Origin of the sequence: Mycolicibacter sinensis (genome assembly GCF_001673565.1) — a bacterium.
Lineage (GTDB): Bacteria > Actinomycetota > Actinomycetes > Mycobacteriales > Mycobacteriaceae > Mycobacterium > Mycobacterium sinense_C.
Genome location: NZ_LZMF01000024.1, coordinates 21,286 through 37,842, shown reverse-complemented (window position 1 = coordinate 37,842; position 16,557 = coordinate 21,286). Strand labels below are relative to the sequence as shown.

Annotated in this window: 9 protein-coding genes, 1 tRNA gene and 1 pseudogene; 6 read left to right on the top strand and 5 right to left on the bottom strand. The window is 68.5% G+C overall.

What is annotated here, in order from left to right; translation table 11 throughout:
• A pseudogene (locus tag A5648_RS04375) lies at positions 1–228 on the top strand (hypothetical protein); the annotation flags it as partial.
• 21 nt (positions 229–249) lie between these two features.
• On the opposite strand, the gene A5648_RS04370 reads toward A5648_RS04375, so the two are convergent.
• The gene (locus A5648_RS04370; protein WP_065023362.1) at positions 250–1,479 is read right to left on the bottom strand and encodes a L,D-transpeptidase; all 1,230 of its coding nucleotides are present in this window, start codon (positions 1,477–1,479) and stop codon (positions 250–252) included.
• A 155-nt stretch (positions 1,480–1,634) separates the two neighbouring features.
• On the opposite strand from A5648_RS04370, the gene A5648_RS04365 reads away from it, so the two are divergent.
• The 3 genes from A5648_RS04365 to A5648_RS25020 all read left to right on the top strand — a co-directional run bounded on the left by A5648_RS04365 (position 1,635) and on the right by A5648_RS25020 (position 3,664).
• A tRNA-Lys gene (locus A5648_RS04365) sits at positions 1,635–1,707 on the top strand.
• A gap of 269 nt (positions 1,708–1,976) precedes the next feature.
• On the top strand, positions 1,977–2,684 hold the full coding sequence (locus tag A5648_RS04360; protein ID WP_342707238.1) for an HNH endonuclease family protein: 708 nt from the start codon (positions 1,977–1,979) through the stop codon (positions 2,682–2,684).
• On the top strand, positions 2,684–3,664 hold the full coding sequence (locus A5648_RS25020) for a DUF3761 domain-containing protein (RefSeq protein WP_207511596.1): 981 nt from the start codon (positions 2,684–2,686) through the stop codon (positions 3,662–3,664). The genes A5648_RS04360 and A5648_RS25020 overlap by 1 nt, the downstream gene beginning before the upstream one ends.
• Positions 3,665–3,889: 225 nt before the next feature.
• On the opposite strand, the gene A5648_RS04355 is transcribed toward A5648_RS25020, so the two are convergent.
• Positions 3,890–4,117, bottom strand: coding sequence for a DUF3618 domain-containing protein (locus tag A5648_RS04355; RefSeq protein ID WP_065023360.1), 228 nt, complete (start codon positions 4,115–4,117; stop codon positions 3,890–3,892).
• Between the two features lie 97 nt (positions 4,118–4,214).
• Here A5648_RS04355 and bcp point away from each other — a divergent pair, with 97 nt between their 5' ends.
• Together bcp and A5648_RS04345 are read left to right on the top strand one after the other, a co-directional pair.
• Complete coding sequence (bcp, locus tag A5648_RS04350; RefSeq protein ID WP_065023369.1) at positions 4,215–4,688, top strand: thioredoxin-dependent thiol peroxidase; 474 nt, start codon at positions 4,215–4,217, stop codon at positions 4,686–4,688.
• A gap of 23 nt (positions 4,689–4,711) precedes the next feature.
• The gene (locus A5648_RS04345) at positions 4,712–5,185 is read left to right on the top strand and encodes a VOC family protein (RefSeq protein ID WP_065023359.1); all 474 of its coding nucleotides are present in this window, start codon (positions 4,712–4,714) and stop codon (positions 5,183–5,185) included.
• Between the two features lies 1 nt (position 5,186).
• On the opposite strand, the gene A5648_RS04340 is transcribed toward A5648_RS04345, so the two are convergent.
• From A5648_RS04340 to A5648_RS04330, 3 genes are read right to left on the bottom strand one after another with little or no spacing between them, the layout of a single operon-like run.
• The gene (locus A5648_RS04340; protein WP_065023358.1) at positions 5,187–6,539 is read right to left on the bottom strand and encodes a dipeptidase; all 1,353 of its coding nucleotides are present in this window, start codon (positions 6,537–6,539) and stop codon (positions 5,187–5,189) included.
• 50 nt (positions 6,540–6,589) lie between these two features.
• A complete protein-coding gene (acpS, locus tag A5648_RS04335) occupies positions 6,590–6,982 on the bottom strand; it encodes a holo-ACP synthase AcpS (RefSeq protein ID WP_065023357.1) in 393 nt (130 codons plus the stop codon).
• A gap of 11 nt (positions 6,983–6,993) precedes the next feature.
• Positions 6,994–16,230 (bottom strand): type I polyketide synthase, encoded by a 9,237-nt coding sequence (locus tag A5648_RS04330; RefSeq protein WP_065023356.1) that lies wholly within the window; start codon positions 16,228–16,230, stop codon positions 6,994–6,996.
• Positions 16,231–16,557 lie beyond the last annotated feature (327 nt).

The window sequence follows — 16,557 nt, the reverse complement described above, 5'->3', positions numbered from 1 at the left end:
CCCGAGGGCATCGCGCTCGGTGACCAGATCGTGGCGTACGCCCTGCGCAACGCCGGCCGGTTCGCCCTACAGGACGCGATCTGGCGCGGCACCTACTACACGCCGGCTGGGCCCAGCGGCCGCGGTAATGGCCACTACGACCACGTGCACATCACCACGTTCGGCGGTGGGTATCCCAATGGCGGCGAAGAGTACCTGCACGAAGAGAGCGAGCCGGCCCCCGTCTGAGCCGCGAACACCCGCTCGGCGCTACCGCGTCGGTCCGGCGGCGTTGCCGGCTTCCCACTCCGACCACGGCACGTTCCAGTCGCCGAGGCCCTCGGTGCCGGGCAGCAGCGGCCCGATGGTGTTGCGGATCTGCACCACGTCGCCCCGCTTGACGTGGTCGTAGAACCACAGCGCGTTACTCGGGCTGACGTTGATGCAGCCGTGGCTGGCGTTGGAGTATCCCTGCGCGCCCACCGACCACGGCGCCGAGTGCACGAAGATCCCGCTATAGGAGATCTGGGTGGCCCAGTCCACGTCGGTGCGATACCCGTTGGGTGAGTTGACCGGCACCCCGTAGGTCGAGGAATCCATCACGATGTGCGGGAAACGTTCGCCGACGATGTAGGTGCCGTTGTTGGTCGGCGTGCTGTCCTTGCCCATCGACACCGGCATGGTCTTGACCACTTCGCCATTGATCCGCACCACCATCGACTTGGTGTCGTCATCGATCGACGCGATGACCTCATCGCCGATGACGAAGTGACTCGATGCGTCGTCCTGGCCGAACACGCCGTTGCCCAGATCCACGCCATAGGTGTTGACCGCTACGTCGATCTTGGTGCCGGACTTCCAGAACGACTGTGGGCGCCACCGCACTTCGCGATTGTTTAACCAGTAGAACGCGCCCGTCACCGGCGGGTCGGCAGTGATCTTGATCGCGTTCTCGGCCGCCGCACGATCAGCGATGTTCTCGTCGAACCGGATCGCCACCGGCTGGCCGACGCCGACGACCTCGCCGTCGCGGGGCATGACGTAGGGCATGGTCAGGTTCTGCGGCGAGTGAGTCTGAAACGTCATCTGCCGGCTGGTAACCCCGCCCAGCCCGAGGGACTTCGCGTTCACCGTGTAGCGCTTGTTGTAGCCGAGCGGCTCGGTCGTCGACCAGGTCAGCCCGTCGGGGCTGAGTCGACCGTCGACCACCGAACCGTATTCGTTGACCATGGTGACCGAGTCGAGCACGCCGTCCTCGGCGGTCACCGTCACCGGCACATCCACCGCGACGCCGACGGCCTTGTCGGTGACCGACGCGGTGAGCTTGGGCACCAGCAGGTCGGCAAACGGGGTGCCCTTGTCGGTGATGATCTTCGTCGCCTCGGCGTCGGCATTGCCGCCGCAGGCGCTCAGGCCCAATACCGCGACCGGCACCATCAGCAATGCCGCCAGCCGGGACCGATACCCCCGGCAGTGGCGCGTCGAACCAACCTGCCCCATAACTCTTTCCCACCTGACCCAGCTCAAACTGCTCGCACGCAGTCTAGTGGTTAATCGGGGGTACTGCCGATCTGTGCGATCGCCGCCCGGCACCAGCGGATTTCGCCTGGCGGTGCCCCGCCTGTTATTGTCTTCCTCGCGGTATTGACCGCCCAGCGCCGTTAGCTCAGTTGGTAGAGCAGCTGACTCTTAATCAGCGGGTCCGGGGTTCGAAACCCTGACGGCGCACAGCTCAGAGAGTTGTCGATTGTCACGGCTCGCAGCGCGGGTCCGTTCTGCACTCCAGACACTCCATCCGCACCCGACACCACTGCAACCCGCAGCTTTGCGGGCTTCCCCCGACGTCGGGAAATTTTTCTAAAACGACCTTAGAGAAATTGGGGACACGCCTAAACTCACGCCCATGCTGCGCGTCCCGGGCCAGTTCGCCGCACTTCTCGTCGGCATGAGCGGATCGTCCACTTGGTAAACCGATGTCCCTCAGTAGACCAGCTCGGATGGCGTTTCTCACCGCTGCCGCCTGCGCGATTGTCTACATCGCAGCCATCTTGGCGGTCGACTCGGGATCGTCGAACACACCAACGGCCGTCACGCCGACCTACGTCACCACTACATCGCGCGCCGTAACCGCAACGGACAGCCCAGCTCTGGCGAAGCTTGCCGCGCTCCCCATCAAAGGCCGTGCACCAAAAACCAATTACGACCGCGCCCTGTTCGGCAGCCCATGGAGTGACGACGTCACCGTGGAAGGCGGCCACAACGGCTGCGACACCCGCAACGACATCCTCCGACGCGACCTCACCGGAGCCGGTTTCAAGCCGGGCCGCAAATCCTGCATCGTCCTGTCCGGCATACTCAACGATCCCTACAGCGGCGAAACGCTGCTCTATCAGCGCGGACCCGGGTCGTCGAGCCGAATCCAGATCGACCACATCGTGCCTATCCTCGACGCCTGGCAGAAAGGCGCCCAGGACTGGAACTACATGACCCGCAGGAACTTCGCCAACGACCCGATCAACCTCCAAACGACAACTGCGGCAGTCAACGACCAAAAGGGGTCAAGCGACGCCGCCTCGTGGCTCCCGCCGCGGACCTCTTACCGCTGTACCTATGCAACACGAATCGTCGACGTGAAGACCCGATACGAACTGTGGATAACCCCACCAGAGCACGACGCCCTCGCCCGAGTACTCAGTGCCTGCTGATGCGCGACTCGGACGACAGCAACACCGGCATCGGCGTGGGGGCGACGATAGTCCGGGTCGCGTACCGCTCCCTGGCCAAGCCGGTGCCCGACGATGGATCTGGCGGCGGATGCGTCTACTACTGGCCCTTTCGCGAACCCCCGGCTCCCGGACAGTGGGTGATTGTCCCTTGTTCCCAGGGTCCCGCGAACTACGCCATCGTCACCGGATTCGGTGATAAGGGGGATGCCCACGGTGATCCGATCGAAACCATTACGAGCTTGGCGCCCGACGAAGTCGTCGCAGAGACACAGCGGAGAACTGATGCCGACACGGTCGCATGGCTGTGGGTCGCTCAACGCGCTGCAGGATTCCCTGCCCCCGGCTATCCCGCCCCGCCGGACGAGTACCCCTACTCGCCGATACCGCCCGCCACAGGCACCGTGCCGAGCGCTGATGTCGCCAAGGAATACGGGTTCGTCTGGCGACGCGTCCACCGCCGAGCGGAGGAGTACGGGCTTCCCGATGAACAGGTGACGCGGTTCAAGAGCATCTCCGAGCGCTGGTTTGCGACTTCCCGAAGCTTGCCGCCTGGAGCTGACCAAGCCGCCAGGTCGTCGGAAGCCACTGCTGGAACGGACACAACTGGAGCAGCGGCCACAACGACTAGCACCTCTTTGTGGAAGTGGCTTCTGGTCCTGGCAGCCATCGTTCTCGTCGTCGCGGTCCTTGCGGCACTGGTCCGGTCGTGGGGCGAAGATATGAAACCGGACCCACGCGATTGGCGGCCGACGAGCAGCCTTCAGACGACATCGCAGCCGGCTTCCAGGTGCTACCGGGACGCGAATGGCACATGCGTACCCAAACCGGCCACATCCGATTCGTCACCCGGCGGAGCGACCGCGAAGTGCCGAGATGGCACGTATTCATTCTCGAATCATCGGCGCGGTTCGTGCGCGGGTCACGGTGGCGTCGCAGTCTGGCTGGACGGCTTTCCTTGAAGTGACCCCGATTATTGCGACAGTCTCGGTTCTTCCGTCGCTTTGACGATCTGGCAGCCAGGACCGGACATACACACTGCTCGTCGCCGCGCTGTCGGGTACGCGCCGGTCACCAGGGGTGATGTCGGGGCCGCGACTGCGAGCGAAATTTCACTGCGACTGTATTCCTCAACACCGACGGCTTCAAACGCTTAGAACCAGATTTCGCGCTATTGCGTAGATGCCTCAGCGGTTGCGGATTCGCCGGATCGCCAGGACGACGAGCAGGCCGCCGACCCCCGCCAGCGAGACCATCACCGCCGGCTGGGTGACGAAGCTGACAGCCCGCGTTTTGGCTCGCTCGGCGAGGTGACGGGGGTTGGCCCGGTCCGCGAGAATGTCCACCGTCGACGCCAGCTGCTCGCGTGCCTGGTCGATGTCCTTCTTGATCCGCTCGGGATCGCGCTCCGCCACGTCTCGTCCTCCCTGTCCGCCCGATGCTGCCCCTGCCGAACTACCCTAGAGCAGCCGGGCCTGGTCTCACGCTCCGGCGAGCAGAAAGGGGTAGTTGTTGACCGACACCGCACGCCTGGCGCCTGGCGATGAAGCCCCGGCGTTCAGCCTTCCCGACGCCGACGGCAACACCGTGTCACTGGCCGACTACTGGGGACGACGGGTGGTCGTCTACTTCTACCCGGCAGCATCGACGCCCGGCTGCACCAAACAGGCCTGCGACTTCCGGGACAACCTGGCTGAATTCAACGACGCCGGGCTCGACGTCGTCGGCATCTCCCCCGACAAGCCGGCCAAGCTGGCCAAGTTCCGCGACGCCGAAGGGCTGACGTTCCCGCTGCTGTCCGACCCGGACCGCAGCGTGCTGGCGGCCTGGGGCGCGTTCGGGGAGAAGAAGATGTACGGCAAGACGGTGCAGGGCGTCATCCGCTCGACGTTCGTCGTCGACGAGAACGGCAAGATCGCCGAGGCCCAGTACAACGTGCGCGCCACCGGGCATGTGGCGAAACTGCGACGCGATCTGTCGGTCTAGCCGCCAACCGTTAAGGAGCAGCCGTGCCGGTCATCCGGACAAGTCTGTGGTTCGACACCCAGGCACTGGACGCCGCCGAGTATTACGTGTCGATCTTTCCCAATTCCAGGATCACCGAGGTCTCCCGTTGGGGCGCAGAAAATCCCGAGCGCGATGGCAGTCCGCTGGAGGTGCTGTTCGAGCTGGACGGCCGGCAGTTCTCCGCTATCAACGGCGGCCCGGATTTCACGTTGAACGAGGCCATGTCGATCCAGATCTACTGCGCCGACCAGGCCGAGGTCGATTACTACTGGAATGCGCTGGGCGAGGGCGGCAGAGAAGTCCAGTGCGGTTGGCTCGCCGACCGTTACGGCCTGTCCTGGCAGGTCATTCCGCAACGGATGTCGCAGTTGATGACCGATCCCGATCCCGACCGGGTGTATCGGGTGAAGCAGGCGATGTACACGATGGTCAAACTCGACATTGCCGCCCTGGAGGCGGCAGCCGACGGTCCTTGATCTACCCGCTGGCCTGCTCACCGAGCTTGGCCAACAGCAGCGTCTCGGCGGTGGCAGCGCGTTCCAGCACGCCCAGGTGCAGGCTCTCGTTGATGCTGTGCGCCTGGGTGGCCGGATCTTCGACTCCGGTCACCAGGATGGTCGCCTGCGGGTAGGCGGCGGCGAATTCGGCGATGAACGGGATTGAGCCACCCATCCCCATATTGACCGGCTCGACGCCCCAGGCCTGCGCGAACGCGGCCCTGGCCGCCTCATACACCGGGCCGGTGGCGTCGATCGCGTAGGGCTGGCCGATGTCGCCGCGGGTGACGCTCACCTGCGCGCCCCAGGGGGCGTGCTGCTGCAGATGCTCGGTCAGGCTGTCCAGGTGGGCCGCGGCGTCACCGCCGGGGGCCACCCGCATGCTGATCTTGGCGCGTGCGCGCGGGATCAGCGTGTTCGAGGACGCCGCAACGCTGGTGGTGTCGATGCCGATGACAGTGATCGCCGGCTTGGCCCACAACCGCTGCGGCACGGAACCGGAGCCGATCTCGGTCACCCCGTCCAGCAGGCCGGTGTCGGCACGCACCCGCTCCGGCGGGTAATCGACTGGCGCCGCGGTGCTTTCATGCAGACCGGCAACGGCGACGTTGCCGTGGTCGTCGTGCAGGCCGGCCAGCAGCCGCACCAAGACCGTCAGCGCGTCGGGCACCACCCCGCCCCACAGCCCGGAGTGCAGGCCGTGGTCGAGGGTGGCGACTTCGACCACGCAGTCGGCCAGCCCACGCAGCGACACCGTCAGCGCCGGCACATCGGTGCTCCAGTTGTCGGAATCGGCGATGATGATCACGTCGGCGCTCAGGGCTTCGCGGTGCGCGGACAGCAGCGCCCCCAGCGACGGTGAGCCGGACTCCTCCTCGCCTTCGACGAAGACCGTCACGCCGACCGGCGGACGGCCGCCGTGCGCCCGGAATGCCGCCAAATGCGTTGCGATGCCCGCCTTGTCGTCGGCGCTGCCTCGGCCATACAGCCGCCCGCCGCGTTCGGTCGGCTCGAACGGCGGCGATGCCCACTGGTTCGCGTCGCCCTCGGGCTGCACATCGTGATGGGCGTAGAGCAGCACGGTCGGTGCGCCGTCGGGTGCCGGATAACGGGCGATGACCGCCGGCGCTCCGCCCTCGGCGACGATCTGCACGTCGGGAAATCCCGCTTGGCTCAGCAGGTCTGCGGTCAGTTGCGCGCTGCGCTGCACCTCGGGCCGGCGAGCCGGATCGGCCCACACCGATTCGATGCGGACCAGATCCTCCAAGTCGGCCCGCACCGACGGCAGGACGTCGCGGACTCGCTGGATCAGTTCACTACGACGAGCAGACATGAAAGCACCCTACGACGCACCACATTGGGGGCATTCACGCCTGCTCGGCGTCAAGTGGCCTCCAGGATGGCGACGGCGGCAGCGGTGTCGGCTTCGTGAGTGAGCGACACGTGGATCGTCACGTCGGCCAGGTGGCTGGCGATCTCCCCGGAGAGCCGCACCTTCGGACGCCCCCACATGTCGGTGATCACCTCGATGTCGCGGTGAATCGCCTCCGGCAGCACCGGTTTCTGGGCGAACCGCGACCCCGACCAGGCCTTGATCACCGCCTCCTTGGCCGCCCAGCGGGCCGCCAGGTGCCGCGCCGCCGATGAGCTCTTATCGGAGGCGTCGCGGCGCTCACCGGGCGTGAACGTCTCGGCGAACACCGTCCCCGGCTGGTCGACCTGCTCGGCGAAGTCGGGGATCGACACGAGGTCGATCCCGACACCAACGATTCCCACGGCAGCTAACGCTAGCCGATGTAGACGTCGCCGTCGCCGAGCCGGGCCGCCGGGTTGAGCAGCATCGCCGACTCTTGGCGCTTCTCCGGGTGGTCGTGGTCGAACCGCCGGTCCGCGGGCCGCTCGTACATCGGCGTACCGCCGGCGATCGCCGAGGCGAGCCGGCGCTGGCCGGCCAGCACACGGGCGGAGGCCTGCTCCAGGTAGGCCTCGCGCTGGCCCGGGTCCAGTGCCGCCAGGAACGCCTGCGGGTGCACCAGCGCGACCAGACCGGACACGTGGCCGAACCCGAGGCTGGTGACCAGCCCGGCCTTGAGCGGGAACTTCTCCCCGAGGTGCAGCGGCTCGCGCACCCAGACGAAGTGCCCGGCGGTGGCCAGCTCGTCGTCGACGCAGTCCAGGCTGCGGTTGGGCGGGATGACCCCGTCGCGCAGCACCTGGCACAACCCCATCAGCTGGAAGACCGCCGCACCGCCCTTGGCGTGCCCGGTGAGGCTCTTCTGGCTGATCACGAACAGCGGTGCGCCTGGCGCGCGGCCCAGCGAGTCGGCCAGCCGCTCGTGCAGCTCGGTCTCGTTGGGGTCGTTGGCCAGCGTCGAGGTGTCGTGCTTGGAGATCACCGCGATGTCGTCGGCACCGACGCCCAGCTTGGCCAGCGAGCGGGCCAGCATCGAGTCCTTGCCGCCCCGGCCGGCACCCAGTGCACCCAGGCCGGGGGCCGGGATGGAGGTGTGCACACCGTCGGCGAAGCTCTGCGCGTAGGCCACCACCGCCTGCACCGGCAGGCCCATCTTGGCCGCCAGGTCGCCGCGGGCCAGCAAGATGGTGCCACCACCCTGGGCCTCGACGAAGCCCAGCCGGCGCCGGTCGTTGGCACGGGAGAACTTCGAATCGCTGATGCCCTTGGCCCGCATCATCTCGGTGTCGGCGGTGGCCGCCATGTCACCGAAGCCGATGATCGCTTCCAGGGTCAGGTCGTCGTAGCCGCCGGTGACCACCAGCTCGGCCTTGCCCAACCGGATCTTGTCGACACCCTCTTCGACCGACACCGCCGCGGTGGCACATGCGGCCACCGGGTGGATCATCGCTCCGTAGGACCCGACGTAGCTCTGAACCACGTGCGCAGCAACCACATTCGGCAGGACCTCCTGCAGGATGTCGTTCGGCTTGGACCGGCCCAGCAGGTTGCCGTGGTACATGGTCTGCATCGAGGTCATGCCACCCATGCCGGTGCCTTGGGTACTGGCCACCAGCGACGGGTGCACCCAGCGCATCAGCTCGGTCGGGGTGAAGCCCGCCGACAGGAACGCGTCCACGGTCGCGACGATGTTCCACAGCGCCACCCGGTCGATGGAGGTGGCCATGTCCTGGCTGATCCCCCACACCGTCGGGTCGAACCCGGTCGGGATCTGAGCGCCCACCGTGCGCGACAGCTTGCTCTTGCGCGGCACCCGAATCTCGGTGCCCGCCTTGCGGATCACCTGCCAGTCCGACGAGTCCGGCACCGGGCGCACCACGGTGTGCTCGGGGTCGAATTCGACGAACGCCCGCGCGTCGGCCTCGCTGGACACCACGAACGAGAAGTCCTTGTCCAGGAACACACTGACCAGCAGCGGCGAGGCGTGGTCGGGGTCGATCGCGCCGTCGTCGACGAACTCGCGGACGCCGACCCGCTCCACGACCGCGTCGTGGTAACGCTCGACCAGCTCGGACTCGTCGATGAGCTCACCGGTTTCGGTGTCATACCAGCCCGGCGTCGGGTCGTCTTCCCACTTGACCAGTCCGGTGGTCCAGGCCAGCTCGAGCACCCCGGCGGCCGACAGCTCGCCGGAGACCTCCATCTCGAAGCGGGTGCGCGACGAGCCCAGCGGGCCCAGTTCGGCGCCGCCGACGATGACCACCAGGTCGGCCGGGTCGACGTCGAGGTCCTCCCAGACCGGCGGGGGCGCCGGGTTGTGGCCCCGCGGCGGTGACGGGAGGGCGGCGATGGTCCCCTGCGCCGGCTCGTCGTCTTGCGCGGCCTCCGAAGTCATCTCCTCGCGGGCCTTGGCGGCCAGCTCGGCCATGTCCAGGTTCGCCTCGGCCAGGCCACCGGTCAGGTCGGCCTCGATCGGCGCGTTGGCCGCGGCCACCTTGGACTCGATGTCGCACAGGCCCAGCAGCATGGCCGCCATCTGCTCGGTCGAGTAGGTGGTGACGCCGGCTTCCTCGACAGCGTCGACGATGACGTCGTTGTGGCCCATCAGGCCAGTGCCGCGGGTCCAGCCGATCAGGGCGTGCGCAAGGCTGACCCGAGACGCCCAGGACGACTCGGCCTTCCAGCGCGACACCACGGCATCCAGTGCGGCCTTGGCCTCGCCGTAGGCGCCGTCACCGCCGAACATGCCGCGGTTGGGCGATCCGGGCAGCACCACGTGCAGCCGGGAGGCGATGTCGCGTTCGGCGCCGATCTTCGACAGGCCACCGATCAGTCGCTGCGCCGCCCACAGCAGCACCTTCATCTCCATCTCGGCGCGCGAGCCGGCCTCCGAGAGGTCGCCGGCCACGCGGGGTGCCGCGAACGGGAACAGCAGCGTCGGCGTCTGCGCGTCCTTGAGGTGGATCGACTGCGGCCCCAGGTTTTCGGACTGCTCGTTGCCCACCCACTCGACGAGCGCGTCGATGTCGGCGTAGGAGGCCATGTTGGCCGGAACCACCCACAGCGCGGCGCCGAAGCGGGCGTGGTCACGGTAGAGGTTGCGGTAGAAGCCCAGGCGCTCCTCGTCGAGCTTGGATGTGGTCGCGATGACGGTCGCACCGCCGTCGAGCAGCTGGCCGACCACCGACGCGGCGATCGAGCCCTTCGAGGCGCCGGTCACCACTGCGATCTCGTCGCAGTAGCGGCCCCGGCCCGGGTTCTCCGCGCCTGCGGCGATCCGGGCGAACAGCGACGCATGGATCTGCTGGCCGACCGCCAGGGCGCGGCCCTGCCACCAGGTCGCCTGGGTGGCGACCACATGGCCGGCGCCCTCGAAGCGCTCGGCCAGCCGCGGCCAGTCGGCGTCGATGTCGCCTTCGTCGGTCAGCCACAGCTTGACCAGGTCTTCGCGGGCGCTGGCCCAGCGGTCGTCGAACAGCACCGCCTTGCGCCCGTCGAACGCCGGCGCCACCAGCCGCGGCCAGTCCGACCCCAGCTCGGCGGTCACCAGGTCGATGAGCTCGCTGTCGGTGGCGCCGGCCGGAACGGTCGCCGGCTCGTCGAACCCGAGCTGGCCCAGCACCAGTCGGGCCGCCGAGGCGAGCACGCCGTCGCGCCCGGTGATCTGCTCGGTGAACTCCCCGAGTGCGGCGGCATCCACGGTCGCACCGCCGCCCCCGCCGGCCGACGGCAGGCTGACGGCCACGCCGCGGCGGGCCGCGACGGCCGCAACGGCCGCATCAATCACCTTGTCGACCGCGGCGGCGTCGGCCAGCGCGCCCTCGTGCAGGCCACCCAGGGCGCCGCCCCGGACGCTGGTGCCCTCGCGGGTGCCCAGCGCCACCTCGACGGTGACGTGCTTGGCCCAGCCGTCGCCGAGCTCCCAGGTCTTCTTCACCCGTTCGGCGATGGCGGCGGGCCGCTTGCCCGACGGCCCCAAGACGGTGCGCAGCTGATCGTTGATCGCGTCGGTCAGCACCGGGCCGTACGGCTTGTAGGTGCGCGCCAGCTTGGTGACCTGCGACTTCAGTCCGGACAGGTCGGCTTCGGCGGCGCCGTCGATGGCGCCGAGGTTCAGCTCCGAACCCAGATCGACCAGCAGCTGGTTGCGCCGCGACGACGCACCGTCGGTGATGGACTCGATGGAGTCCAGCGCCTCGATCTGGTCGATGCGCATCTTGGCGCTCAACGCGATGAGCGCCAGGGTGGCATCAGCGGCGTCGAACCCGATGTCGTCGGGGCGCGGGCCCCCCGACGGAGCGGCGGGCGCCGGTGCGGCCGCCACAGCAACCTCGGCAGGCGCGTCAGCGCCGGAATCCGCAACCGGCTCTTCCTCTTCGGGCTCCGGCTCGGGGTCGGTGTCGGTGGCGAACAGCACTGCCGCGTCCCGCTCGGCGTTGAGCACTTCCACTGTGCTGTGGGCGTACTCGGGCAACTTGAGTGTGTTGGTGGCCAGTCCGGCGACCGTCGGCGCGGTCTTCACCCCGATCTCGACGAACCGCTCGACACCCAGACCGCCGGCGGCGTCCTCGATGAACAGCAGGTCCTGGGTCTCGATCCAGCGCACCGGGCTGGCGAACTGCCAGGCCAGCAGCTCGATGACGACCTTGCGGCACAGCTCGGACGGCTTCTCGTTACGCCAGGTGTCGTAGTCGGCCAGGATCTCGTCGAGTGCGGTGGCCGGCACCAGGTCGCGGATCTCCTGGATGAACTCTCGGTCCAGCGTGAACGGCTTGGGCACCAGGTTGGGGATGTAGCGCCCGACAATGAGAGCCGGGTCTTTGCCGTGCGGCATCACCCGCTCCAACGAACGCCGGAAGTCGTCGACGCCGATGCGCAGCACACTCGAGTGGAACGGCACGTCGATCCCGGGAACCAGGATGAAGGACCGCTTACCGCCGGAGATCTCCCGGCGCCGCTCGACCTCGGCCTCCAGTGCCTCCAAGCCGGCCACCGTGCCGGCGATCGCGTACTGCGAACCGCGCAGGTTGAAGTTGACGATCTCCAGGAACTCGCCGGTGCGCTCGGAGATGTCGGCGACGAACGCGGTGACGTCGGCGTCGTCGAGGTCGATCTGCGAGGGCCGGATGGCGGCCAGCCGGTAGTTGGACCGCCCCATGGCGTCTCGCGGCACGATGTCGTGCATGTTCGATCCGCGCTGGAATACGGCCTCCAGCAACGCTTCCAGTTCGAAGACACCGCTGACGCACGCCAGTGCGGTGTACTCACCGACCGAGTGCCCGCAGGTGATAGCGCCCTCCACGAAGGCACCTTGCTCGCGCATCTCGGCGACCTGCGCGGCAGCTGTTGTCGCCATGGCGACCTGGGTGAACTGCGTCAGGTACAGCACCCCCTCGGGGTGGTGGTAATGCACGCCGGCGGCGATCAGCGAAGTCGGGTTGTCACGCACCACGTTCAGCACCGAGAAGCCCAGGGTGTCGCGGGTGAATTTGTCCGCGGAGTCCCAGACCTTGCGTGCCGCTTTGGAGCGGGCGCGGACGTCCATGCCCATACCCTTGTGCTGGACACCCTGGCCCGGGAACGCGTAGACGGTCTTCGGCGCGGTCAGTCGGGCGGTCGCCGACATCACCAGGTCCGACCCGATCCGGGCGGACACCTCCAAAACCTCTGCGCCCAGGTCGATTCCGACGCGGTCTACCCGGAAGTCGACGTCGTCGCCCGGCTTGACCATGCCCAGGAAGCGCGCGGTCCAGCCGAGCAGCCGCGCGGGCGGCCGGGCTTGGCCGTCGGTGGCGGTCACCACGTGCTGGGCCGCAGCCGAGAGCCACATGCCGTGCACGATGGGTGATTCCAGGCCGGCCAGCAGGGCCGCGGCCCGGTCGGTGTGGATGGGGTTGTGGTCTCCGGAGACCACCGCGAACGGCCGCATGTCGACCGGTGCGGTGACGGTGACGTCGCGCCGGCGGCGGCGCGGGGTGTCGGTGGCATTGTCGGAGACCGCGCCACCCGCCCGGACCGGGTCGGTAAGTTCCGCTGCGCCGGTGCGCCCGCGGATCGCGAAGCGCTCCTCCAAGGTGGCCAGCACCGTTCCATCGGCCGCGGAGACCGTGACCGAGACCGGGACGACGCGGCCGACTTCGGTGTCGGTGGCCGCCGAAGCCGTTGCGGTGACGGTCAATTCGGCCGGGTCGGCCGGCAGCGCGGCATGCAGGCGCGCCGCGTGGTCCAGGTGCACCAGCGACAGCAGGCCTTCGACGACCGGGAACCCGGCGTCGGTGGTAGCCGAGCCGATCGCGGCGAACACCGCGGGCCAGCAACGACCGACCAGCGCGTCGGGCACCGTCGAGAGTCCCGGCGCCAGTGGCGCGCCGAACGTGGCGGTCACCCCGGTGTGGTCGGCGACCTGCTCGGGGTTCCACGCCACCGTCACGGTGGCCGCGCCGTCGCGCACCGGAGGAAGTGCCTCCGGGCCGTCGACGCCGGCGGCGATGGCCAGCACCGAACGCATCGCGGCGGCGGCGTCCTCGGTGGAGACCAGCGGGGTGGCGCCATCGACGACGGATGCCGGCACAGTGAAGCGAATGTCGATCCAGACGCCGGACAGCGGCACGCTGAGCACGACGGCCGACTCCGAAACGACCTCCAGGCGCGCCCCGGTCGTCGGGTGGGTGGCGGTGCGGTTCTCGTGCACCTGCCACTCGTCGGCACCGGCGATCCGGTGCACCGGGTTGGTGGCGGTGCGAGCGGCCCACAGCACATCTGGGGCGTCGAGCAGTACGGCCAGCGGGCCGGTCACGTCGCTGCGGCCCTGGCGGCGCGCCGTCACCAGGCGCGGCCGCGCCCCGTCATTCTGGGAGTTGGCCAGCACCTGGTCGATCGCCGCCTGCTCGAAGCGGTCCAGCAGCTCGCCGACCGGCTCGTCAACCCGGGTGATACCCGCGACGGCGGTGATGCCGGGAATGATGCAGACCTGGTCGGCGGCGTAGCGGGCGTCGTGCGCCTGCCACAGCGAGTCACTGCGCCACCAGCGACGCACGTCCTTGTCGATCACCGGCACGAAGTTGACCGGCTTGCCCGGCGTCTTGCACAGCTGGGTGAAGAACGGTGCATCGGCCGGGTGCAGCACGACGGTCTCGGCGTCGGGGTAACGCGCCACCAGCGCGGCGATGGCGTCCGCCGGGCGCTCCAGAATCGCCTGTCCCTCTTCAGAATCGGCGAACAGCGTCTCGATGGGGCCGGACTCGACCTCGTTGAGCCGGGCTTCGGCGCGCTGCAGCATCGAGCCGAACCGCTGCCGCCAGGTGTCGGCCAGCCAGGGGCTGTCCGGTGAGGCGGTGTCGGCGGTCGAGTCGCCGTCGCCGATGGCCAACTCCACGTACCGGCGCAGCCACTGCGCGTAGGTCATCTCGGTGACGTCGCCGAAGTACGGCTTGGCGGTGTCGGCCAGTGCGGCGATGATCTCCTCGCGGCGGGCCGCGACCGCGTCGCCGTCGCCGGCGACCTCGTCGAGCAGCCGTCCGCACCGCGACGCGGTGTTGTCGATCTCGTGGATGTCGGCGCCGAGCTGGCTGCGCGAAGAAGCCATGCCGCCCTGGGCTTTTCCGGCGCCGATCCAGTGGTCGGTCCCCTTGGTGTCGACCAGCATCTGCTTCACTGCCGGCGAAGTGGTGGCCTCCTTGGTGGCCATCGCCGCGGTGCCAACGAGGATGCCGTCGACGGGCATCAACGGGAAGCCGTGTTCCTGCGACCACTGCCCCGACAGGTATTCGGCGGCCCGCTCGGGGGTGCCGATGCCGCCGCCGACACACAGGGTGATGTTGGGCTGCGAGCGCAGCTCCGAGTAGGTCGCCAGCAGCAGGTCGTCCAGGTCTTCCCAGGAGTGGTGACCGCCGGCGCGGCCGCCCTCTACGTGCGCGATCACCGGGGTGGTGGGCACCTCGGCGGCGATGCGGATCACCGACCGGATCTGCTCGACGGTGCCGGGCTTGAACACGACGTGGCTGATGCCGGCCTCGTTGAGCTCGGCGATCAGCTCGACGGCTTCCTCGAGCTCGGGGATGCCGGCGCTGATCACCAGTCCGTCGAACGGGGCACCGGACTGACGGGCCTTCTGCACCAAGCGCTTTCCGCCCACCTGCAGCTTCCACAGGTAGGGGTCCAGGAACAAGGAGTTGAACTGGACCGTGCGACCCGGCTCCAGCAGGGTGGTCAGCTCGGCGACCCGGTCGTTGAAGATCTCCTCGGTGACCTGCCCGCCACCGGCCAGCTCGGACCAGTGTCCGGCGTTGGCGGCCGCGGCGACGATCTTGGCGTCGACCGTGGTCGGCGTCATGCCGGCCAGCAGGATCGGCGACCGGCCGGTCAGGCGGGTGAACTTGGTGTCGAGCTTGATCCGGCCGTCGGGCAGCTGCACCACCGACGGGGCGTAGCTCGTCCACGGCCGGGCCACCTCCGGCACCGCGCCGATGGTGAACAGGTTGCGCTGCCCGCCGCGGGTGGCCACCGGCACGATCCCGATGCCCAGGCCGCGGATCACCGGTGCGGTCAGCCGGGTCAGGATGTCTCCGGGACCCAGGTCCAGAATCCAGCGGGCGCCCGCGTCATGCAAAGCGGTGATCTCGTCGACCCAGTCGACTTGGTCCACCAGGATCGACTCGGCCATCGCGCGGGCCAAAGCGACGTCGAGGCCGACCGTGGCCGCCCACTGGCCGACGATCTCGATGCCATCGGACAGCCGCGGCGAGTGGAATCCCACCTCGACCTGCACCGGCTCGAAGACCGGAGCGAAGACCGCACCGCCGCGCAGCTTGTTCTTGCGCTCGGCGGCCTCCTTGTCGGCGATCTGCTCGCAGTAGAGCTCGAAGCGGGACAGCTGCTCGGGGGTACCGGTGATAACGACCGCACGCCGGCCGTTGCGGATGGACAGCACCGGCGGCAGCACGGTGCGCACGTCGGTGGCGAACTCCTCCAGCAGTTGCTGGATACGCTCCGGGTCGGCGCCTGCGACCGACACCATCGGCGGGCGGTCGCCCAGGATCGAGATGCCGCGGCGGCGGGCCACCAGAGTTCCGGCGGCGCCGACCAGCTGGGCGATCGCGAGCAGCTGCACGTCGGTGGCACCACCGGCTTTCAGCGACTCGACGGCCAGGACGCCCTGCGAGTGCCCCGCGACGGCGACCGGTGGGGTGGCCGACAGGTCCAGGCCCTGACGTTGCAGCGCCCGTACCGCGGCGATCTGGGTCAACAGGACGCCCGGGACCGACACCGCGGCCGAGGTCAGCTGCTTGGCCGAGGGAACCGGGTCCTCGGCGGCCAGCGCGCGCACCCACTGCAGCGGCTCGAAGCCGATGGGCCGCACCACGACGAGTTCTTTGGCGACCGGCTCCAGCAGCAGGTCGGCCTCACCGGCCAGCGTGGCCAGCTCGGTTTCGATCCCGGCCGAGGACACCAGCTCCTCGAGCGACTCCAGCCAGGCGCTGCCCTGACCGCCGAAGGCGACCGCGTACGGCTCGCCGGCCGTCAGACGATCCACCAGAGCGGACGAGGCGTTGGCGAGCGGCCCCGAGCCGGCGCCGTCGGCGGACACCCGGTCGTGTTCGTGGATCGTCACGTTAAATATCTCCCCTGCTCTGGCATATCGCGTCTTGATTCGTCGTCGGCCGGCATCACCGGCTGGTCCCCTGGGCGGGCAGCGGGCTCTCGCGTCGTCGCGGCCGCGCTACAGCAGTAAGAGTGTCATAAGAACCTGTGCCGTTTCTGCAGCTAATGGGTTACTCGTGAGTTCTACGCCCGGGTAACCCACCTGCGAATATCACGCGCTCCGACGGCGCCTCGGATCATCGGGACCAAACGTCCTGCGTGCGTGGGGTTACGGTCGAGTAGCCACAACAGCGCTGATCAAAGCCGCATTGTTATCTAATCGTTATGTTCGCGTCTG

Coding starts and splice junctions, on each gene's coding strand:
- A5648_RS04370 (WP_065023362.1), bottom strand. CDS start 1,479: ATGGGGCAGGTTGGTTCGACGCGCCACTGCCGGGGGTATCGGTCCCGG.
- A5648_RS04340 (WP_065023358.1), bottom strand. CDS start 6,539: ATGTCTGCTCGTCGTAGTGAACTGATCCAGCGAGTCCGCGACGTCCTG.
- A5648_RS25020 (WP_207511596.1), top strand. CDS start 2,684: ATGCGCGACTCGGACGACAGCAACACCGGCATCGGCGTGGGGGCGACG.
- A5648_RS04360 (WP_342707238.1), top strand. CDS start 1,977: ATGGCGTTTCTCACCGCTGCCGCCTGCGCGATTGTCTACATCGCAGCC.